The following is a 20,039-nucleotide window of genomic DNA, read 5'->3' on the forward strand; positions in this document are numbered from 1 at the left end:
GCCTTGTTTTTTAAGTAAGTCAACTTAATTAAACTCTGGATGTAATGTAGGTTGGGTTGAGGAACGAAACCCAACAGAGGCTTTGATGGGTTTCGCTTACGCTCTACCCATCCTACAAATAATAACGACCGACATTTAAAAGCCGGTCGTTAAAGATCCCAAAAAATCAAGCAGAGAAAGATTACTTAATCATTGGCGAAACCGAAGCCAACTCAGGCTCAGCGATGCGAGGAGCAGTAAATTTCGCTGCATAGATTTGAGGATTGACTTGCGAGATTTGTGTATAAGAATCACGGAGTTGAGCATTTACCGCCACAGTTTTCACGTCATACATTTGGGTAGCAACTTTGGGGTAAAAACCGATACCGATGATTAAAACCAAGAAACAGGCAGCGATGAAAATTTCACGAGGTCTGGCATCATCAAAACCGGCATTCACAGGCAGAACACAGTTAGTACCAAAACAAACCGCTTCTTGATTGTCTTGGAAATTTGCCCCTAAATCGGCATTGCCATTACCAGTAAATCCGGGTAACGAACAAGTCGGAGCATTCCCAGAACCGTAGAAGATTTCCCGCAACATTGACAACAGGTAAATCGGCGTGAGGATAAGCCCCACCGCTGCGAGAAACACCGTAACTGTGCGGAAACTAGAACTGTAGATATCGCTGGAAGTGACACCAACAAAAACCGTTAATTCGCTAACAAAACCGCTCATCCCCGGAAGTGCCAGCGATGCCATTGCACCGGCAGTAAACAAAGCAAACACCTTTGGCATTGCCTGAGCAATACCGCCCATTTCATCAAGGGCCATTGTGTGGGTGCGGTCGTAGGTAACACCGGCCAAGAAGAACAGCAGAGCGGCAATCAAACCGTGAGAGATCATTTGTAACACTGCACCGCTCATTCCCACATCAGTAAAAGAGGCTATACCGAGGAGAACAAAACCCATGTGGGAAACCGAGGAATAGGCGAGCCGGCGCTTCATATTGGTTTGGCCAAAAGAAGTAAAACCGCCGTACACAATATTGACAACACCTAAAATCGCTATAACCGGCGCGAAGTAAACGTGAGCATCGGAGAGCAGTTCTAAATTGAGGCGAATTAAACCATAACCGCCCATTTTCAAGAGAACACCGGCCAAAATCATTGAAACCGGGGCCGAGGCTTCACCGTGAGCATCTGGTAACCAAGTGTGGAGAGGGAAAATCGCCAGTTTCACACCAAAAGCCACCAACAAACCGGCGTAAAGCAGCAATTCCAAACCAAGAGGATAATCTTTTAAACCTAAAGCAGCAATATCAAAGGTGACATTATTGCCATAGAAAGCCATTGCCAGACCGGCTACTAAGATAAAGATAGAAGCCGCTGCGGTATAGAGGATAAATTTAGTTGCTGCGTAGCGACGTTTTGGCCCGCCCCAAATACAGATGAGCAAATAAACGGGGACGAGTTCAATTTCCCACATGATGAACAGCAGCAAAATATCTTGGGCTACAAACACCCCAATTTGGGCTGCATAAAGCACAAGCATTAAAAAATAGAAAAGGCGTGGCTTGCGATCTACTTGCCACGCCCCAAATATAGAAAGAGTTGTTACAAAACCTGCTAAAAGTACCAGAGGGGCTGAAACACCGTCTACAGAAACCGCCCAGTTGAGGCCCAACTGCGGCACCCAAGAATATTTTTCAACGAGTTGAAAGCTTGCGTTGGTTGGATCGTAATGATTCCAAAAGGCGTAGCACATTAAGACAAAATCTGCTACCGCGATCCCCAGGGCGTACAGCCGCACGGACTTGCCGGTTTTGTCTGGCAGTACGGGGATGAGGAGGGATGCAAGAAGTGGCAGCGCGATTATAGCTGTAAGCCAAGGAAATTGAGCGGGTATCATGGCAGTGTGAAGAAGTGTTTGCCGACTCATTTAACATTACTAAACTTTGGTTACATTTCTTCATCAATTTTTTTCTTCCTCAAGCATAGGGCAATCTTATGCTGACGTTTGCCAGTTTTAAGTTTATCAAGCAGCCGGTATTAACAATAACTTAAAGTTTGGCATTGACAGTAGTGTCGGCTCGATAGCCCATGTTTTTTCATCCCAGCAATGCACAGTGTTAAAGAGGTTATTATAGGTAGGTGGATTTTGGATAGACAAATAAAGGAATTAGTGAAAGCAAAGAAACTTCGTTGCTTTAATAATATTTTGGCTAATTAGAATTCGTTAAGGTTATCAAAGAATTGCCAATAAGGTTGTAATTGCTTCAGATGGTAGCGGACATAATTATTGGGTTGATTCAGAGGCCGGTTTTAAGAAAGTTTTTCATTTAACTTGGTGCGCCAAAAGCTTAAAGACCCAGTTTATTAGAGTAGCTGGGTCTTTAAATAGCGAAAAAAAGTTGATATTATTTTAGGAGTTTGGAGTTATTATTTTAGGTAACATAGCAGCTAAACTGGGATAAACGCGCTGAGCGAGGTTAAGTTCTTTGATAGCTGTCTCAAAGCTTTTTCCTTGGGCAATGTGCCAGCGTAGTTCTTGCAGTTCATACCAAGTTAGATCAGTTTCGATATAGGCTTTAGCAATGGAAATTAACAATTCAATATAATTATTTCCTTCTTCCCTCGTCATCATGGTGTGAGGAATACCAAGGCTTTTATCAAAACTATAAAACCAGGATTTAGGTTCAAGGTTTAAAGAGGCTTTAAATAAGTGGTCTTGTTCTTTTGGATCAACTGCTTGATCCGCTGCGCTGGAAATAACAAATATTGGGGCTGTTGGTTGTGTTGTAACGCGGTTTAAGATGTCTTCTCCGAGTTCTAGCAAAATTCTTAGTTTTGGCATCTCGAAACCTTCATAACCAAAATGCTCTCTTCCCGCCGGCCTTATCCATTTAAAATAAATATTTACCAGTTTAACAAACCAATCAACAGCCTCATTTGTACCGCCAAAATAGGGAGCAAAAAGTAAGGCTTTTTCGATTTTTTCTGGTGTTTCTAGGGCAATGTTTGCGGCTAAAACGCCGCCGGTGGATAAGCCGCCGATAATGACTTTTTCGCCGAGAGTTTGAGCAATTTCTAACCAGTGATAGCAAAATTCTGTGTAAGTGTGGAGGCTTTCGGGGAGGGGTGGGGGGTTATCGGCGTTCCAGTTGCCGGCGATTCCGTGTCCTGGTTGTAAGGGAATAAGGACGTTATAACCGGCTTGATATAAAGCTTTCCCAAGCGGTTCAAATTGATAGGGAACGGCGGTAAAACCGTGAAAAAATAGAAATACTTTTTTTGTAGGTTGGGGATGGAAAAAAAAGCGAGATGCACACTTTTCGTCAAAAAGGGGGAGGCTTGCTTCTTGAGTGTTTATGTCGTGAATAATTTTTTGGGTGAGGGTGGGATAATCAGTCATGGGGGTTTTTGAAGTTAAAAATCAGTTGTGGCGGGTATAAAAAACCCGGTATTTTTTAAGATACCGGGTTTGTGGCATTATTTACTCACCGATGACAGATAACTTTTCAAAAGGCTGGCAGTTGATATATTTGCTTTGGGGCGTGGTTTCGCTGCCGTCTAGGCTGATTTTGTGGGGTTCCATGCCGTGAAATTCTACGCGGATGCTGTTGTAAGGAAAAGGATAACCGCCTTGTTGTTGCCAGGTGATTTCGAGTTGGTCTTTGTTTTGGTTCATGCGGAAAATGTCGAGGCGAGTTTCTCCATATCCGTCGCCACTATCGCTATACATAAATGATTCGGTAGTGGTTTGGGAGCAGGGGTAAATATGCAGGGTTAATTCGTTGTTTTCTTCCATTGGAATGATGCTACCTTCTTTGACAAAAATGGGAATTTTTTCGAGAGGTGCATCAATAGTTATTTGGGTGGAACTTTCTAAAATTTCATCGTTCCAGAAGTTATACCACCGGCCTTTGGGTAAGGTAACTTTGCGTGAGGTTTCCCCTTCAATAACGATGGGGCAAACTAATAGCGAATCTCCTAATAAAAAGGCATCATCTATTCCCCAAAGTTTAGGATCTTCGGGATCACTCCAAAACACCGGCCTCACAAGGGGATATCCCTTTTGACTGGTCTGCCATGCCAATGTATAAAAATACGGCATCAGACGATAGCGCAATTGGAGAAAATCACGCATTATTGTGAGATAGGGTTCCCCGTAAGTCCAAGGGGCGCGATGTGAGACGTTATTTGAGGAGTGGGTGCGGAAGAAGGGCAGGAAAGTGGACATTTGGAACCAGCGCAGGTAAAGTTCTGCGGAGGGGTTGCCTTGGAAACCGCCGGTGTCTGGCCCACTGTAGGGGATACCGGAGAGTCCTAAACCTGTAACGGTGGAGATCGTGAGTTTTAAGGCTGTCCAGGTACATTCGATGTCGCCTGTCCATGTCCAGGCGTAGCGTTGCAGGCCGGCCCACCCAGCACGCGAAACGATGAAGGGACGTAGGTTTGTGCGGTGGTTTCGCAGGCTTTCGTAACCGGCTTTAGCCTGCATTAATCCGTATATGTTGTGAGCTTCGCGGTGGTCGCCGCCTCGGCCTTCCATATAATGCTGGGTGGGTTTGGGTAGGGAACGGTCGCCCCAAAGTATAAAGGCGGCTGGTTCGTTCATATCGTGCCAAAAACCGGCCACGCCGACGTCTAAAAGGTATTCGTATTGCCGACTCCACCAATGACGGACGGTGGGCTTTGTGAAGTCGGGAAATACACACCAGCCGGGCCAAACGGGGCCGCTGACGAGTTCGCCGTTGGGGAGTTTACAAAAGGCGTTTAAAAGTTGTCCTTCGAGGAATAAATTGCTTTCCCGGCTGTATTTAACGCCGGGGTTCATAATAGCAATAAATCTTACATTTTGGTCGAGTAATTCTTTGATAAATTCTGGAAGTTTGGGAAAGCGATCTGGGTCTATTGTAAAGGCACGAAATCCCACTTGGACATCAATATCAAGGTGAATGGCGCTGAGGGGAAGGTTGTATTTTTTAAAGTCTTCTGCTTCTTTTTTAACTGCTTCTTCGGTGCGATATCCCCAGTGTGATTGATGATAGCCTAATGCCCAGCGCGGGGGTAGAGGTGAGCGTCCGGTGAGTTCGGTGTAGCGTTCGATTAAGTGTTGGGGTGTGCCGGTTGTTATGTAGTAGCGTAATGAACCACCTTCAAAGTCGGCAATGGCGTTTTCATTGAGGGTAAAGTTGGCTTCAAAGGAGTTTTCATAAAAGATTAAATAGCTACCTTCTTGATGGATGCCAATATAAACCGGTATGCAAAGATACATGGGATCAGAACCGGCACCATAGGTTCCAGCGGCATCGTAATTCCACATTTTATAAGTGACTTGGGTTCTGCCGTCTTTGGGATCGCGCAAGTTGAGAGGAAAAGCACGTTCTCCTAAGCCATAAATGTGTTCTTCTTTCCGCAGTGGTGCTGTGTGTATCCAGCCGTTTTCTTTGCTTTGGGGTGGGTTTTCTTGGCGGAATAGTTGGCCGGCTTTGTTATAGTATTTCAGGCTTCCATCAAGGCTGATATTTATTTTTAGGGTGTTGGGCGTTTCTTCAGAAGTAGCCGGTATTATTGTCCAACTTTGGCCGGTTTCTTCGAGTATTGTATCAACTTCAGGCCATTGATGACGGGCTATTGCGTATGGTACCGGTGGTTCACCAGGAAGCCAGTTTACGAGGGCAAAATCAGGCGTTAAGTAGGTGATTTGGAGTTCGGCTTTTTCAAAAAAGAAATGTGCACCTCTGGGGGTTGGTTTGGCTTCGAGTAGTTTGCCAGGGTTGGGAAAAGGTTCTTGGGTTGGTGTGCGGGGAAATTGTTTTTCTATGGCGTCGCGTTTGCGAGAGTATTGGTAGGCTTTCGGGGTGTAGCCTATGTAAAATAAGGTGCCACGAAAATACTCTAATCTTTGGGTTATGCTTTTGAGGATAGACATGATGAGTGTTGTTGCGGTTTGAAGCGAAACTGGTTTTTTGTGAGGATAATTTTTTTTATTATTGGCAGTTGTGGCCGGTAATCAACATCAACCTTTAGGGGGATTTTTTGCTGTGTGGGGTGGTGACACAGCCGTGTCATGTTTTGAGATGAAGGGAGTAAAAATTAAGTGAATTGTAGTAAAAAATAATTCTTTTTGAGTTTGGTTACTCAAAGTTTAAATAACCTCTAAAATCGCGGCTGTCTGCCATTCTTCCTCCCAACCTAACTTTAATTCATCAACTAAAGCACAAGCCAAGGCAAAAGCTTCATCATCTACCTCTTTTTCAGGAAAATTTGCTTTTTGTTCTGCCTCAACAGGTGCTTGATTTTTGTTTCCTTCCCCTAGACTAATTTCCGATTGTAAATGTGTAATCAGTCGGTCTATTATCCATGAATTTGTATCATCTATTTTGGTTTGTTCCTGTTCAAAAGCTTGAGATAAATTGGCATTGCTCTTGATAACAGCCATTAATTCTTTTTCTATAGCATTCGCTGATTCTTTGTGCTGTTTGAGATGATGGGTTATTTTTTCTAAGGCTTGGTTTTCTGCTTTGGTGAGTCGCACTTGTGAGTTTTGCAGTGCCAGCCAAAGAGCCAGAAGTGTTTGTGGGGCCGGTTTTTGCATAGCAATTTGAAATGGAATTGATGTTCAGGTTGGCTTTAGTTTAGCATTTTTAGGCTCTGCTCATAAAAAAACCCCTATCTGCAAAAGATAGGGGAAACAAAATAGGAGGGAAATTTTAGCAACCCTTGAATTAAGCAATAGCTGCCATTTTCACTTCGTTGGTAGCAAGCAATTCTTGCAATTCTTCAGCATCAACAGTTTCTTTTTCAATCAGCATTTCTGCCAATTTATCCAAAACGTGCCGGTTATTGAGCAACACTTCTTTAGCACGTTTGTAAGCAACATCAATTAAGCTGCGGACTTCTTCATCAATGGCGGCGGCGGTTTCTTCCGAGAAATCGCGTTCTGCCATGATATCGCGGCCTAAGAACATATTGCCTTGTTGCCGGCCCAAAGCCACCGGCCCCAGACGTTCGCTCATCCCAAAGCGCATCACCATTTGGCGCGCCACGCGAGCAACTTGTTGCAAGTCATTGGAGGCGCCGGTAGTCACTTCTTCCTCACCAAAGATAATTTCTTCGGCAAGACGACCGCCCAAAGCTACCGCCATTTGGTTTTGCAAATAAGACCGGCTATACAAGCCAGAGTCCATCCGTTCCTCACTTGGTGTGAACCAAGTTAAACCACCGGCCCGTCCGCGAGGAATAATGCTGATTTTTTGCACTGGGTCATAGTCTGGCATCAAAGCACCGACTAAAGCGTGACCGGCCTCGTGGTAAGCAACCAAAGTCTTGCGTTTTTCGCTCATCACGCGGTCTTTCTTTTCTGGGCCGGCCAGCACACGGTCGATGGCATCGTTAATTTCATCCATCGCAATTTCCGTAAGGCTGCGGCGGGCTGCCAGAATAGCAGCTTCATTCAGCAAGTTGGAAAGATCGGCGCCGGTGAAACCAGGAGTACGGCGGGCAATCTTTTCGAGATCGACATCTTTACCCAAAGTTTTACCGCGAGAGTGGACTTTGAGGATATCCAACCGGCCAGAGTAGTCGGGACGATCCACAACCACTTGACGGTCAAACCGGCCCGGACGCATTAAAGCAGCGTCGAGGACGTCGGGGCGGTTCGTTGCGGCAATAATAATGATGCCGGTGTTCCCCTCAAAACCGTCCATTTCGGTAAGTAACTGGTTGAGAGTTTGTTCGCGTTCATCGTTTCCACCACCAAGGCCGGCGCCACGCTGGCGACCTACCGCGTCAATTTCATCGATAAACACAATACAAGGCGCATTAGCTTTCGCTTGCTCAAAAAGGTCACGAACGCGGGAAGCACCAACACCAACGAACATTTCCACAAACTCAGAACCGGAAATACTGAAGAAAGGCACACCGGCCTCACCAGCAACAGCTTTAGCCAACAGGGTTTTACCAGTCCCCGGAGGGCCAACAAGCAGCACACCTTTCGGAATTTTTGCACCAACAGCCGTAAAGCGGTCGGCGTTTTTCAAAAAGTCTACAACTTCGGTGAGTTCAAGTTTGGCTTGGTCAATACCGGCCACATCGCCAAAAGTAATTTGGGTGTTGGGTTCCATTTGGACTCTGGCTTTAGACTTGCCAAAGTTCATCGCTTGGGAACCTGGGCCATTTTGGGCGCGGCGCAGTAAGAAGAATAAGCCAACTAATAGTAAAGCGGGGAAAAATAAACCGCTGAGGGCTTTAACCCAGAAGCCTTCATCGTTTTGGGGTAAAACTTCGATGTTGACTTTGTTATCGCTGAGGATATCAAAGAGGGCTGGGTCATTGGGAGGCAAGTTGACTAAAAATTTGCCGTCTTGGGCTTGGACTAAAGCGCGGGTACGATCTGCACTGATACTGACTTTATCTACTTTTTTGCTTTGGACTTCTTCGATAAATTGACTGTATCGTAAGGTTTGCCGGCTCGGCGGTTGTTTGTCAAAAAATGCTGTAAATAGGGCGATGACGACTATCGCCAGCAGGGCGTAGAGTCCTGCGTTTCTCCACCGTTTATTCACCGAGAGGTTTCCTCCTAATTTTTTTCTTATTTGGCCGGGAGTCTTTTTATTTGCTTGTGTAAACTTATATTAACCGATTTTCAGGTTTTGCGGCAGTTCTGCTATGGCAAAACTCAGAAATGCGGCTCTTGGCTTGCCCTGTCTGGGTTCTGGGCGTTAAGGTTGCTGTATTTAGGGGGCCGGTGGCTGGAATATGTCTGAAGCCCATTTTCCCCTGTGAGATAATTATGACAATTCCAGCAAAAAAACGAAAAGCAAAACAAACCAATTCTTAAAAGCTATGTCAAGCTGTTTGCTGGAAAGAGCAAATGTTTACTTTTTCCAGGGTAATTTTGTACCCATTTCTGTCATCGCGGAAAAAATTAGATAGAGGATGAGTAAACCGGCACCGGCGAAAAATGCAATTAAATCGTTATCCATGAGTGCAATTAAGTTAAACTATTGAGATAGTATCATTTCTTGAGGTTTGGTGTGAGAAAGCTTTATTTTTTGGTGCCGGGAACAGGTGGAAAGTTTGCTTGTGGTGGGTTGTGGGCTGAGTTAAAAACCTTAAATCTGGCAAAACAAATATGTGAGGCGGAAGTTGTTACTTACCGACAGCGAGAAAAGGATACTTTGTTTTTAGAAGATGTTTTAAAACAAGGGAATTTGGATGATGCTATTTTTGTAATTAGTTGGGGGTTTGATGTGCCTAAGTTGGCGCGTCAACTTAAGGGTTATCAGGTAATTTATCATGCTCACAGTGCTGGGTATGGGTTTAGTTTGCCGGGGGATATTCCTATTATTACGGTAAGTCGGAATACGATGGGATATTGGGGGCAAAAGTCGCCGAATTCGCTGATTTATTATTTGCCAAATCAAATTTCTGATGAATTTAATAATAGAAATATAGCGCGAGATATTGATATTTTGGTGCAGGCGCGGAAGTCGTCGCGGTATTTGATGAAAAAGTTGGTGCCGGTGTTGGAAAAAGAGTGTAATGTCTGTGTGGTGAGTTCATATATAGAAGACTTACCGGCGCTTTTTAATCGGGCTAAAGTTTATTTGTATGATTCGGCGGAATATTGGGCAATGCAGGGAGTGAGTGAGGGTTTTGGGTTGCAACCTATGGAGGCTTTGGCGTGTGGTTGTGTGGTGTTTTCGAGCGTCAATGGTGGGCTTTCTGATTATTTAGATCCGGGTTTTAATTGTTATAAAATTGGGGCATATTCGAGGGATTTTGATGTGAGGCGGATTTTGAAAGTGGTTAATAAAGGGGAGGTTTTGAGTTTGTCTGAAGAGGTTTTAAGGGAGTATAGAGGAGAAAATGTGGTTAAGCGTTTTGGGGTAATTTTAAGCGAAATTAATGAGTTTTTTGATGCCAAATCTTCTGGGGATACTGTGATTCGGGGTTTGCCAAAGATGGGCCGGTTTCGGTTGTTAGCGGATAAGGTAGTTAAAAAGTTTGGGAAGAAATATTTTAATTAAAACCCTTAAACATCCTCACTCCAAAAAAAACCAAGCACCAACAAAAAACCCTCAACTACCCTCTGTGTCTTCTCTGTGAAATAAAACCCCTGTATGTCCTCGAAATACCATTAACAATTAACACAAACGGGGCAACCATAAGGAGATGGCCCCTACTTTTCCTATTCACTGTAATGATACTTACAAGCCACAATCAAAATTTCTTGATCCGTCACTTGATAAACTAAACGATGTTCATTATCAATCCGCCTAGACCAAAAACCACTTAACTCGTATTTCAGAGGCTCTGGTTTCCCCAATCCTTCAAATGGTGATCGGTCTATATCTTTAATCAATTCGATAATTTTCCGATAAATCTTTTTATCTAATTTAACCCAGTCATTAAAATCTGCAAAAGCAGAATATTCAAAAACAATTTTTCTGCTCATGGTAAATCATGCAAATCTAATGAAATTAAGTTTTGGCTTTTTTTTACATTTTCAAGGGCTGCCAAAAGCCGATTTTTGTTGGTTTCTGATTTCAAAAGATACTCTGTTTCATCGAACTCTGAAATAATAATTTCAATTTCTTTGTCTCCATAATTTGATTTAATTTCTTCTAAAATTTTTGGATCAATTTCACTAGCTTTTAATCTATAAACTGTAGACATTGTTCTGACCTGTTTTTGATTTATTAAGCACACTTTTATCCTAACACAGTAATATCCCAACCCTCAACCTCCCCTAACCGGCTTTTAGATCATTAAAATTTCTTCTTGCCAAGGTGTCTACACTGCTTATACGAGCATCAGCTTTCTTGAGGGTTATTTTTGTTTGTTGGTGAAGCGGCTTTTTAAAGATTATTGATGGCCGGACATTTCTACTTTGGTATTACACCTTCTCTGTTGAACTCTGGCAGAACAAAATTTCAACCCTGAACTTTTTCCAAATTCGCCGCCTGTGTACATGAAGTGAGAAATAACCGGCCTCCCAGCAAAATGTATAACCTCCCTAAACGGCCCAACCATAGCCAAGATTAACTTTATTGATGTAGACCGGCTTCTTTACAATAGTTTTGAGTGAATTGAATTTTAGTCTAGGTAACAAGCGTGACTTTTAAAGTAGGATTGCTAGGATTAGGCACCGTCGGCACCGGCACCGCAGAAATATTACTTTCCCCAGCCGGTCGTCTTCCATTGCTAAAAGAAATCGAAATCTATAGAGTCGGAGTACGTTCTCTCGATAAATCCCGCACTTTACAAATAGACAAAACTCTGCTAACAACAGACCTCGAATCAATCGTCAACGATCCAGAAGTTGATATCGTTGTAGAATTACTAGGTGGACTCGAACCGGCACGCTCATTAATTCTCAAAGCCATCGCCAACGGCAAGCACGTCGTCACCGCCAACAAAGCCGTCATTGCCCGTTTTGGCCCCGAAATCTTCACCGCCGCTAACGAAAAAGGCGTTTATGTCTTGCTAGAAGCTGCTGTGGGTGGCGGTATTCCCGTCATTCAACCCCTCAAACAATCCCTCGGCGCCAACCGCATCACAAGCGTTATGGGCATTGTCAACGGTACCACTAACTATATCCTTACCCGCATGACCACAGAAGGCGCCGACTTTGGCGAAGTGCTCGCCGACGCCCAAAAACTCGGTTATGCTGAGGCCGATCCTACTGCTGACGTCGATGGCTTTGATGCAGCCGATAAAATTGCAATTTTGGCCTCTTTAGCCTTTAATGGTCGCATCAAGTTAGAGGAAGTATATAAAGAAGGCATCCGCAATGTCAGCGCCGCCGATATTGCTTATGCCGATAAACTGGGATTTATTATCAAACTTCTAGCCATTGCTAAACGTGAGGAAGGCAGCACCGAAGAAAGCGACCGCTTGCAGTTGCGCGTACATCCGACACTTTTGCCAAAAAGTCATCCGTTGGCAAGTGTGAATGGAGTTTATAATGCAATTTTGGTGGAAGGCGAACCCCTTGGTCAGGTGATGTTTTATGGACGTGGTGCTGGGGCCGGCCCAACTGCCAGCGCCGTTGTTTCAGATATTATGAATATTGCCGCAGTTCTAAAAACTGAAACAGTGCCGATTCCTCACCCGTTAATTAGTTGCTCTCACCAACATTACTGTAGTGTGGGGCCGGTGGAGGATGTTGTGAGCCGTTTTTATACTCGTTTTCTCACAAATGACCAAGCCGGCGTGATAGGCAAACTCGGTACGAGTTTCGGTAATCACGGAGTCAGTTTAGAGTCTATTGTCCAGATTGGAATGCGGGATAATTTGGCAGAAATTGTCGTAGTAACTCACGATGTGAGAGAAGGTAATTTCCGTGCCGCCCTGGATGAAATTCGCACATCTGGTGCGGTGGATAGCATACCGAGTATCCTGCGTGTATTGTAAGTTGTTGCTGAGCCCATCGGTGGGGGCCGGTGGGCAAAGTATCGCTCTACAGGATTTTCGGGACTCGGAAAAACTCCTCTTCCCTTTCAGGTGCACAGTTTAAAATTGCTTCCCGATCTGGGCACGCTTCCAATTTGTCAACGCGGGTGATATTACTAACATCAATGGCTCTCGTTGTTGGCGGCACATTGTCTGTATTGAGTTCTGCCAATTGCTCGAAATAATCTAAAATGCTGCTAAGTTGCGTTGTAAATTGCTCCTCTTCTTTTGGCGTTAATTCTAATCGAGCTAAGTGAGCAACTTTTCGGACTTGTTCGCGGTCAATCATAAGTAAAAATTGGGAACAGGGAATTGGTAAGGGGGAGTTAGTAATTGGTAATGGGCTAGGTTTTAACCTAATTCCTATTACCAATAACTGCTTTAGAAATAAATATCCATTGTAGACCGGCCTGTGGTTTTAAGCCAGTTTTGGGCTTCGATGTAGTTATTTGGCGCTTGGCTGATAGCGCGTTTCCAGTAGTCAGCCGCTTTGTCGTACAATGCTTCGGCTTCTTCTGCGTTCCCGGCTTCGCGCGCTTTTTCACCGCGATAATGATAAATCACGGCAATATTATTTAAAGCTTGCGGCATTCTGGGGTTGAGATCCAGCGCTTCGTGGTAATATTCCAAAGCTTTATCTTGTTCACCATTACTGGTATGAATTAAGCCAATGTTGTAAAGGATATAACTGCGATCATTGGGGTCTTCTTCAAGCGTTAAGGCTTCATAATAGTTTTCTAAGGCTTCTGCATATTCGCCATCAGCTTGAGCAGACATTCCATCTCGATAGTAGGCAAAGGCTTCTTTTGCTTTTTGGCTGGTAGGCATTATCTTGAGGATAATATCTGCCATGACGGTAAAGCTTTTATCAATAAAGTTGTCGTTGCGTTGGCTTCTTGGCATAAGTTTGAGTGTGGCTGGGGCTGTTGTGCCTGTTGGTTAAAAAGGTTTATCAATCTAGTTTAAGGCCGGTGGGGCAAGTTGAGGCGATGTGACGGCTATCACAAGCCTCTTAGCCTGTTATCACCTTGCCTTAAATAATTTATCACATTGCTGCAAGTTTGAAGTCACAGTTTTTCTGATGGGAAGCGGGGATAATAGTAAGTAGGAAGAAAGAAAAGGTTAGGAGGCTCTCAGCCATGTCTTACCACCAACAAGAAAGAACCCCCAGTTTTGTAAAGATTGTTTACTCCCACATGAAAGTTAACGGCAAACTTGAGTTAGTCCCAATGGAATTATACACAGATGGAAGTGTGAAACGCTCAGCCTAACTACTACCCAGTTTTTACCCATGTATAAGCCTAGAAAAATCAAGAAGGGTGACTTCTTACTCAACAATAAAAACCTAAAAGCAAAATCCCTCGGTAGCGTTATCGGGGGATTTTGTTTTTGATGTATTGTACGCACTATTGCAAAAAATCCCAACCTTGGTAAAATGCCCTTCAATAAATTTCGCATCAGAGATAATTTATGTTGAAACGTTTTGCCAAAAAGACTTTGCTTAGGGGTGCCGGTGCGTTTATTCTATTGTTATTGATTCTGTTATTTCGTCCTTCTCCTATCTTACCGTTTGCTATGAAATCTGATTTGGAATTGCTTACAGAACCTTTTTTGCAACTTCCCACAGAAACTTCTGTACGAGTTGTTTGGTTTACTGAATTTGCCGGCACTCGGCATTTCGTGAATTTTGGTAAAAATCTTGATAAAGAAACTGTTGCAACGACAACAAAATTAAGCCGTGTACGAGAAGATGAACGCTCGCGTTTTCAGGGGCAAACAAAAGATAATATTGTTTTTAATAAGCCGGTGATGCGGAATATTTGGCGGCATGAGGCTGTGGTTGAGGGGTTAGTTTTGGGGGCAAAAATTCCTTATTTTGTTAGTAGTGTGCGGGAAAATGGCAGAAGTTTTAAAAGTGCGGTTTTTAGCCTAGCACCGGCACCGCTTCGCAATCAAGCTTTAAAAATATTGCTAACTTCCGATCATCAATTAAAGCCGATGACGGCGGCAAATTTGCAAAAAGTTGAGGAAACAATAGGACAAGTTGATGCGGTGTTTTTTGCCGGTGATTTAGTTAATATTCCTGATCGTGCTTCCGAATGGTTTGATGATCAAAGAGGTGGTGCTTTTTTTCCTTGTTTGCAGGGACGGGCTTTTTATGAGTTAGAAAAAAATGGGGTAAAAACAATTTATAAAGGTGGGCAAATTATTCAAAATGCGCCGCTTTTTCCCGCCACCGGCAACCATGAAGTTATGGGGCGTTATTCGATGGAAACGAATCTTAATGAGCAGTATAATGATGCAATTCCTCGTCAAGTTGCGGTTGATTTTTATAACAAAATTGCTCAGCAGATAAACCCAAATAATGATCCTTTGTTGCGGGAAGCGTGGATAAAGGCGAATTCTTTTAATACGGATACTTATCAGGAGATTTTTTCTTTGCCAGACAGCGGAGATGGTGGGGAAAATTATTATGCGTTGACGTTTGGGGATGTACGTTTGGTGTCTTTGTATGTGACGAATATTTGGCGGACTTTTAATTTAGATGATGACGCGAGGGGGAAATATCGGGAAAGAAAGGCTGATTTAAAAAAACCGGAGGCGTGGGGGTATGGACAGCATATTTTTGAGCCTATTGATAAGGGGAGTAAGCAATATGAATGGCTGGAAAATGAGTTAAACAGTGATGAGTTTAAAAAGGCAAAGTTTAAGGTGGTGATGCTGCATCATCCAGCGCATTCTTTGGGGGCAAATATTGTGCCGGCGTTTACTGATCCGGTAGCGGTGATTGTGCGGAATGAGCAGAAAGAAATTGAGTCAATTCGTTATGAGTATCCGTTGGAAAATGATTATATTATTCGGGATCTTGTGCCGCTTTTAGAAAAGGCGGGGGTGCAGTTGGTTTTTTATGGTCATTCTCATATTTGGAATCGGTTTGTGGGGAAAACGGGGATGCACTTTTTGGAGTCTTCTAATGTGGGTAATTCTTATGGGGCGGCGGTGGCAAAAAATCCGCGTCCGGTGCCGGTGGGTTATGAGGAAGAATACGCGGCGGTTGGTAATCCAAATGGTTTGGAGCCGGTTTTGCCTTCGATTTCGAGTGTTTTGGGGGAAGATGGGAAAGCACAGGCTTTTATTGGTAGTAATGATTTAACGGTTTTTAGTATTTTTGATACGGGGAAAAGGACGGTGAGCAGTTATTATTTTGATACGCGAAAACCAGAGTCAAATGTGATTAAATTTGATGAGTTTGTAATAGGGGCCGGTGGGTAAATTCAGAGAAGATATTAAGAGCAGAAACCGATTTTTTTAGGATGAGCCAAAATTTTAGGCTGGAATACTGGTGAAAAAGCCGGTTTCTAGCTGCACTTTTGCCCTAGAGTTAAAAACATCACCGGCCCACCAAAGAAGCCACAACAGCCGCCAAATCAATCGGGTTTACCGGCTTCGGCAAATGCTTTTGAAACCCTGCATCAAGAGCGCGTTTTTGATCATCCCCAGACGCATAGGCTGTTAATGCCACCGCCGGCACACCACCACCTTTTTCTAAAGGTAATGCTCGCACTTTAGAAAGCAAATCATAACCATTTTCTAAAGGCATCCCAATATCACTTAATAAAATATCTGGCTGCCATTCTTGCAAAATTTTTAAAGCTTGTTGTGCTGACATCGCCTCCTTCACAACTGCACCACAAGACTCCAAAAATATCTTGACAACTTCTCGCGTATCCGGCTCATCATCTACCACTAAAATGCGTACTCCTTGCAAAGCCAAACTTGAATCCTCATCCCCAAAATTAAGAGATTTTTCGGTGATATTTTCTGGTTTTAGAGGAGGATTTTCTCTCAAAGGCAACTTCACCCAAAATGTTGTTCCCTCTCCCTTGCCCAGACTTTCTACCCCAACAGTTCCCCCGTGCATTTCTACCAACTGACGAACAATAGATAACCCTAAACCTAAACCTCCATAAGAGCGAGTAGAAGAGCTATCTGCTTGACGAAAACGGTCAAAAACATAAGGTAAAAATTCAGGTTCAATACCAATGCCGGTATCCCTTACTTCTATTTGGGCGTAAGCAATAATATTTGACCCCATCGGCTCAATAAAGCTTTGCAAAAGCACATCCACCCGTCCGCCATTTGGCGTAAATTTGATGGCATTTGATAACAAATTCCAGATAATTTGCTGCAAACGATCTGCATCTCCCAAAACCGGCCCAATTTGCCAATCAAGCGCCGATTCTATAGCAATTGTTTTCGCTTCTGCTGCCGGTCTAACCGTATCCAAAACGGCCTCAATAATCGGTGGTAATTGCACCGGCAACACCTTTAAACGCAACTTGCCGGTAATAATTCGTGAGACATCTAACAAATCTTCAATTAACTGTTTTTGGGACTTAGCATTTCGCTCTATTGTCTCCAAAGCTTTCGCCTTTGTGCTTTCATTTAACTGTCTTCCCCGCAACATAGTTGCCCAACCTAAAATAGCATTCAAAGGCGACCTTAATTCATGGGAAACTACAGCTAAAAACTCATCTTTCATGCGATTTGCTTGGGTGAGTTCTTCGGTTTGCCGGTGTAAATAATCTAATAAATTCGCTCGTTCCATTGCCACCGCTATTTGATCGCAAACTGCCTGCATGAGTGCCACTTCATCCGGGGTAAATGAGTTCCGGGTGCGGCTTCCAAAAGATATTGTACCCAATAGCTTATCCCCAGCAATAAGCGGCTGACAAGAATAAGCAGAAAGCCCAACCAAGCGTAGAAAATCAGTTTTTTTATCCGTTAATTTACCAATATTACTCACTGTAATTTGACGGCGTTCTTCCGCCACCGTTCCGCATATTTCTTCCCCAAGAGGTAACCATTCAATGCCCTTAGCCACCGCATCACTGATCCCAAAGTAGCTTTTTAAGGAAATTCCTGCGCCTTTTTCATCAGCCAAATAATTGAATAAAACATCGATATCCATCATACTTTGCAGCTTAATAAACAAGCTTTCAATCAGTGCCACTGGCCTATTACTAGACAACAAATCTCTGGCCGTTTCAAACAACAAATTAAGGCGATTATTGCTCTCTTGAATTGCTTTTTCAGTTTCTTTGCGTTCCGTAATATTTGTAGAAATTCCGCAAATTGCATAGGGTACACCATTTGCATCGTAAAGCGGGCATTTAAAAGACAGCAAAACCGTTCTTTTTCCATCAAATTCTCCTACCTCTTCCGCTTCCATCGGCATCCCGGACTCGATCACCTTTTTATCGTTTTCCACATACCCCTCGGCAAACTCACGGGGGAATACTTCAAAATCAGTTTTTCCCAAAATTTTATCCCGACTCATTTTAGCAATTTCTTCACTTTTGCGGTTAAACAAAAGATACCGGCCTTCAATATCTTTCACATAAATTCCCGCCGAAGCATTTTCGACTATTGTGTGCAACCATTGCTGATTTTGCCGCAATGCTTCTTGAATTTTCTTAAGCTGGTTAATATCTTGAAAAATCAGTACACCCGTTGCTGGATGACCGTGCATTGCCGGCAGCATATCCCCATAAACAATAAGCGAACGCACTCCAAGCGGCGTATGCCAATCCATCTCAAACCCGTTTAATTGTTCCCCTCTTGCCACCCGAACTCCAGGCATTCTTTCATCAGGAATGCGATTGCCTTGCCCATCAGTACAATAATAAATATTATGGTATTCTTCAGCCGGTTTTTCTTTAGGAAACTCACCCCCAGCCAGTTCATCAGCAGTGCGGTTTGCAAAAGTAACTTTTGCCGTTCCTGGTTCCACAAATAACACCGGCACCGGCATGGAATTAATCACATTTTCTAACCATTTTTGCTGATTCTGTAGCCATTCTTCGGCGCTTCTACGTTCGGTGATATCCATCACCACCCCTAGCATCCGGCAAGCGTTCCCCTCCCCATCATAAAACGCACGGCCAAAAGATATCATCCAGGCCAAAGAACCATTTGGTTTTGTAATGCGATATTCTGTGTTGTAATAACTTTTATTGGCAATAGCTTGTTTTTGCGTATTCGCAACTCGATCCTGGTCTTCTGGATGAATAGAATTAATAAAATCATCAAAATCTAATTCGGGATTTTGCCGTTCTATGCCAAACATTTCTTTACAGCGATCTGACCACGTTTGCCGGCCCGAAACTATATCATAATCCCACAAACCCAAATCAGCCGCCTCCAAAGCCAACCGCAAGCGCGTTTCACTTTCAATTAAAGCCGCCTCGGTACGTTTAATTTCGTCAATTTCTATACTCGTACCCAGCCATTTAATAACATTTTTTTGTTCATCTTTGAGAGGTACATTCCGGCCCAAAAACCACCGATAATTGCCATTTTTATCTTTAAACCGAAACTCTAGTTGCTGAGGTGTTCCCGTTTCTAAAGCCCTTTGCCAAAGTTCCTCAGCGCGGGGTACATCGTCTGGGTGGATAATTTTTATCCAACCTTCTTGGTTCACTTCTTTTAAACTCATGCCGGTGTATTCATGCCACTTTTCATTAGCAAAATCCATCGTTCCATTCGGTAAAACTGACCACACCAATTCCGGGATCGCTTCACTGAGAGTACGGTAAAGATTGAGATTCTTTTGCATATTAACCTCAAAACTTTTCGCCTCAGAAATATCTCTAAAATAAATCTCCAGCCCTTCAGGCGAAGGATAAGCATGAATTTCTAACCAGATATTTAACGGTTCGTACACCACCTCAAAATGCACCGCTACCTGTTCCGCCATTGCACGCCGATAATTTTGCTCTACAATAGTGCCGGCAGACCAGGGCCATTGTTCCCAGTGAGTTTTACCTATAATTTCTTCAGGTTTTTGGTTATTGATTTCAGCCGTTATTTTATTAACACAAGTAATACGCCAGTCTTGATCCAGCGCCACAAACGCATCAGTCATCCTCTCAATAATATTACTAACTCGCTGCGTGGCTTGTTTTAAATCTCCCTCAAGTTCTTGGCCGTCTTCCCTTGCTAATTTTAATTCTTGTTCTCTGATTTGCAGTTGCTCAAAATTTACTTGATTGCGCTGCTGTCCCTTCTGCAACTTAACAATAATTCCCGTAGTCAAAAAACTTTGTAAAATAAATAAAATTAGCTGAAAATTTTTATCGTCGCCAACTACCGACAACACCGAAGCAGGCAACAAAACAACCGCCAACACACTTAAAAAAGTAGCAAATAATCCTCCTTCTAGTCCCCCATACAATGCACTACAAGTCACCGGCACCAACAAAATCAAAAACACGCCACTTGTCATGCCAAAAATAGCTTTTAAAACCAGATTTAGCGCCAATCCTAGCAGGACAGCTAAAACCGCAAAACCGTATCGTTGCCATAAAATCCGGGTAGAATTTGACATACTTTGATAAAAACGCATAAATAATCTTATTTTCTCTTAAAACTTTGCTTTTAACTCTGGTCTGTCCTAGGATTTTGATTTGTTTTGCTACCTAAACCCCCGCAAAGGCCAGAGTCCTCGCAGAGGCTAACCGCCCGCCTGCACCCAAATCCACTCAGCGTTTCATTCTTCCCCCATAGTGGCAAAATATTAAATAAGATTA

At 43.4% G+C, this 20,039-nt stretch carries 14 protein-coding genes; 4 read left to right on the forward strand and 10 right to left on the reverse strand.

What is annotated here, in order from left to right; all coding sequences use genetic code 11:
- Nucleotides 1-181: 181 nt before the first annotated feature.
- From NG798_RS13865 to ftsH3, 5 genes are all read right to left on the reverse strand, one after another.
- On the reverse strand, nt 182-1,891 hold the full coding sequence (locus NG798_RS13865; RefSeq protein ID WP_261223945.1) for an NAD(P)H-quinone oxidoreductase subunit 4: 1,710 nt from the start codon (nt 1,889-1,891) through the stop codon (nt 182-184).
- A 513-nt stretch (nt 1,892-2,404) separates the two neighbouring features.
- Nucleotides 2,405-3,394 (reverse strand): carboxylesterase, encoded by a 990-nt coding sequence (locus NG798_RS13870; RefSeq protein WP_261223798.1) that lies wholly within the window; start codon nt 3,392-3,394, stop codon nt 2,405-2,407.
- Between the two features lie 81 nt (nt 3,395-3,475).
- Nucleotides 3,476-5,917, reverse strand: a complete 2,442-nt coding sequence (locus NG798_RS13875) for a glycoside hydrolase family 31 protein (protein WP_261223800.1) — start codon at nt 5,915-5,917, stop codon at nt 3,476-3,478.
- Between the two features lie 216 nt (nt 5,918-6,133).
- Nucleotides 6,134-6,583: a hypothetical protein gene (locus tag NG798_RS13880; RefSeq protein WP_261223802.1), complete on the reverse strand. Its 450-nt coding sequence runs from the start codon at nt 6,581-6,583 to the stop codon at nt 6,134-6,136.
- A 130-nt stretch (nt 6,584-6,713) separates the two neighbouring features.
- Nucleotides 6,714-8,552 carry an ATP-dependent zinc metalloprotease FtsH3 gene (ftsH3, locus tag NG798_RS13885; RefSeq protein WP_261223811.1) on the reverse strand — a complete coding sequence of 613 codons (1,839 nt, stop codon included), beginning with the start codon at nt 8,550-8,552 and terminating at the stop codon, nt 6,714-6,716.
- Nucleotides 8,553-9,023: 471 nt separating this feature from the next.
- On the opposite strand from ftsH3, the gene NG798_RS13890 reads away from it, so the two are divergent.
- Nucleotides 9,024-10,019: a glycosyltransferase gene (locus NG798_RS13890; RefSeq protein WP_261223813.1), complete on the forward strand. Its 996-nt coding sequence runs from the start codon at nt 9,024-9,026 to the stop codon at nt 10,017-10,019.
- Between the two features lie 161 nt (nt 10,020-10,180).
- Here NG798_RS13890 and NG798_RS13895 read toward each other — a convergent pair whose 3' ends face one another.
- Entirely contained in the window at nt 10,181-10,447 is a 267-nt protein-coding gene (locus NG798_RS13895; RefSeq protein ID WP_261223815.1) for a Txe/YoeB family addiction module toxin, read from the reverse strand.
- Nucleotides 10,444-10,668: a hypothetical protein gene (locus tag NG798_RS13900; RefSeq protein ID WP_261223817.1), complete on the reverse strand. Its 225-nt coding sequence runs from the start codon at nt 10,666-10,668 to the stop codon at nt 10,444-10,446. Before NG798_RS13900 ends, NG798_RS13895 begins: the two co-directional genes overlap by 4 nt.
- Nucleotides 10,669-11,106: 438 nt before the next feature.
- Here NG798_RS13900 and NG798_RS13905 point away from each other — a divergent pair, with 438 nt between their 5' ends.
- Nucleotides 11,107-12,408 carry a homoserine dehydrogenase gene (locus NG798_RS13905; protein ID WP_261223819.1) on the forward strand — a complete coding sequence of 434 codons (1,302 nt, stop codon included), beginning with the start codon at nt 11,107-11,109 and terminating at the stop codon, nt 12,406-12,408.
- A 46-nt stretch (nt 12,409-12,454) separates the two neighbouring features.
- Here NG798_RS13905 and gatC read toward each other — a convergent pair whose 3' ends face one another.
- Both gatC and NG798_RS13915 read right to left on the reverse strand, forming a co-directional pair.
- Nucleotides 12,455-12,736, reverse strand: a complete 282-nt coding sequence (gene gatC / locus NG798_RS13910) for an Asp-tRNA(Asn)/Glu-tRNA(Gln) amidotransferase subunit GatC (RefSeq protein WP_261223836.1) — start codon at nt 12,734-12,736, stop codon at nt 12,455-12,457.
- Between the two features lie 92 nt (nt 12,737-12,828).
- Nucleotides 12,829-13,350, reverse strand: a complete 522-nt coding sequence (locus tag NG798_RS13915; protein WP_261223838.1) for a photosystem I assembly protein Ycf3 — start codon at nt 13,348-13,350, stop codon at nt 12,829-12,831.
- 236 nt (nt 13,351-13,586) lie between these two features.
- On the opposite strand from NG798_RS13915, the gene NG798_RS13920 reads away from it, so the two are divergent.
- Both NG798_RS13920 and NG798_RS13925 read left to right on the forward strand, forming a co-directional pair.
- Nucleotides 13,587-13,718 carry a hypothetical protein gene (locus NG798_RS13920; protein ID WP_261223840.1) on the forward strand — a complete coding sequence of 44 codons (132 nt, stop codon included), beginning with the start codon at nt 13,587-13,589 and terminating at the stop codon, nt 13,716-13,718.
- A gap of 199 nt (nt 13,719-13,917) precedes the next feature.
- Complete coding sequence (locus NG798_RS13925; protein WP_375338964.1) at nt 13,918-15,720, forward strand: metallophosphoesterase family protein; 1,803 nt, start codon at nt 13,918-13,920, stop codon at nt 15,718-15,720.
- Nucleotides 15,721-15,838: 118 nt separating this feature from the next.
- On the opposite strand, the gene NG798_RS13930 is transcribed toward NG798_RS13925, so the two are convergent.
- The gene (locus NG798_RS13930; protein WP_261223842.1) at nt 15,839-19,837 is read right to left on the reverse strand and encodes a PAS domain S-box protein; all 3,999 of its coding nucleotides are present in this window, start codon (nt 19,835-19,837) and stop codon (nt 15,839-15,841) included.
- Nucleotides 19,838-20,039 lie beyond the last annotated feature (202 nt).

The organism is Ancylothrix sp. D3o, from assembly GCF_025370775.1.
Taxonomy (GTDB): domain Bacteria; phylum Cyanobacteriota; class Cyanobacteriia; order Cyanobacteriales; family Oscillatoriaceae; genus Ancylothrix.

Coding starts and splice junctions, on each gene's coding strand:
- NG798_RS13865 (WP_261223945.1), bottom strand. CDS start 1,891: ATGATACCCGCTCAATTTCCTTGGCTTACAGCTATAATCGCGCTGCCA.
- NG798_RS13870 (WP_261223798.1), bottom strand. CDS start 3,394: ATGACTGATTATCCCACCCTCACCCAAAAAATTATTCACGACATAAAC.
- NG798_RS13875 (WP_261223800.1), bottom strand. CDS start 5,917: ATGTCTATCCTCAAAAGCATAACCCAAAGATTAGAGTATTTTCGTGGC.
- NG798_RS13880 (WP_261223802.1), bottom strand. CDS start 6,583: ATGCAAAAACCGGCCCCACAAACACTTCTGGCTCTTTGGCTGGCACTG.
- NG798_RS13895 (WP_261223815.1), bottom strand. CDS start 10,447: ATGAGCAGAAAAATTGTTTTTGAATATTCTGCTTTTGCAGATTTTAAT.
- NG798_RS13900 (WP_261223817.1), bottom strand. CDS start 10,668: ATGTCTACAGTTTATAGATTAAAAGCTAGTGAAATTGATCCAAAAATT.
- gatC (WP_261223836.1), bottom strand. CDS start 12,736: ATGATTGACCGCGAACAAGTCCGAAAAGTTGCTCACTTAGCTCGATTA.
- NG798_RS13915 (WP_261223838.1), bottom strand. CDS start 13,350: ATGCCAAGAAGCCAACGCAACGACAACTTTATTGATAAAAGCTTTACC.
- NG798_RS13920 (WP_261223840.1), top strand. CDS start 13,587: ATGTCTTACCACCAACAAGAAAGAACCCCCAGTTTTGTAAAGATTGTT.
- NG798_RS13925 (WP_375338964.1), top strand. CDS start 13,918: ATGTTGAAACGTTTTGCCAAAAAGACTTTGCTTAGGGGTGCCGGTGCG.
- NG798_RS13930 (WP_261223842.1), bottom strand. CDS start 19,837: ATGTCAAATTCTACCCGGATTTTATGGCAACGATACGGTTTTGCGGTT.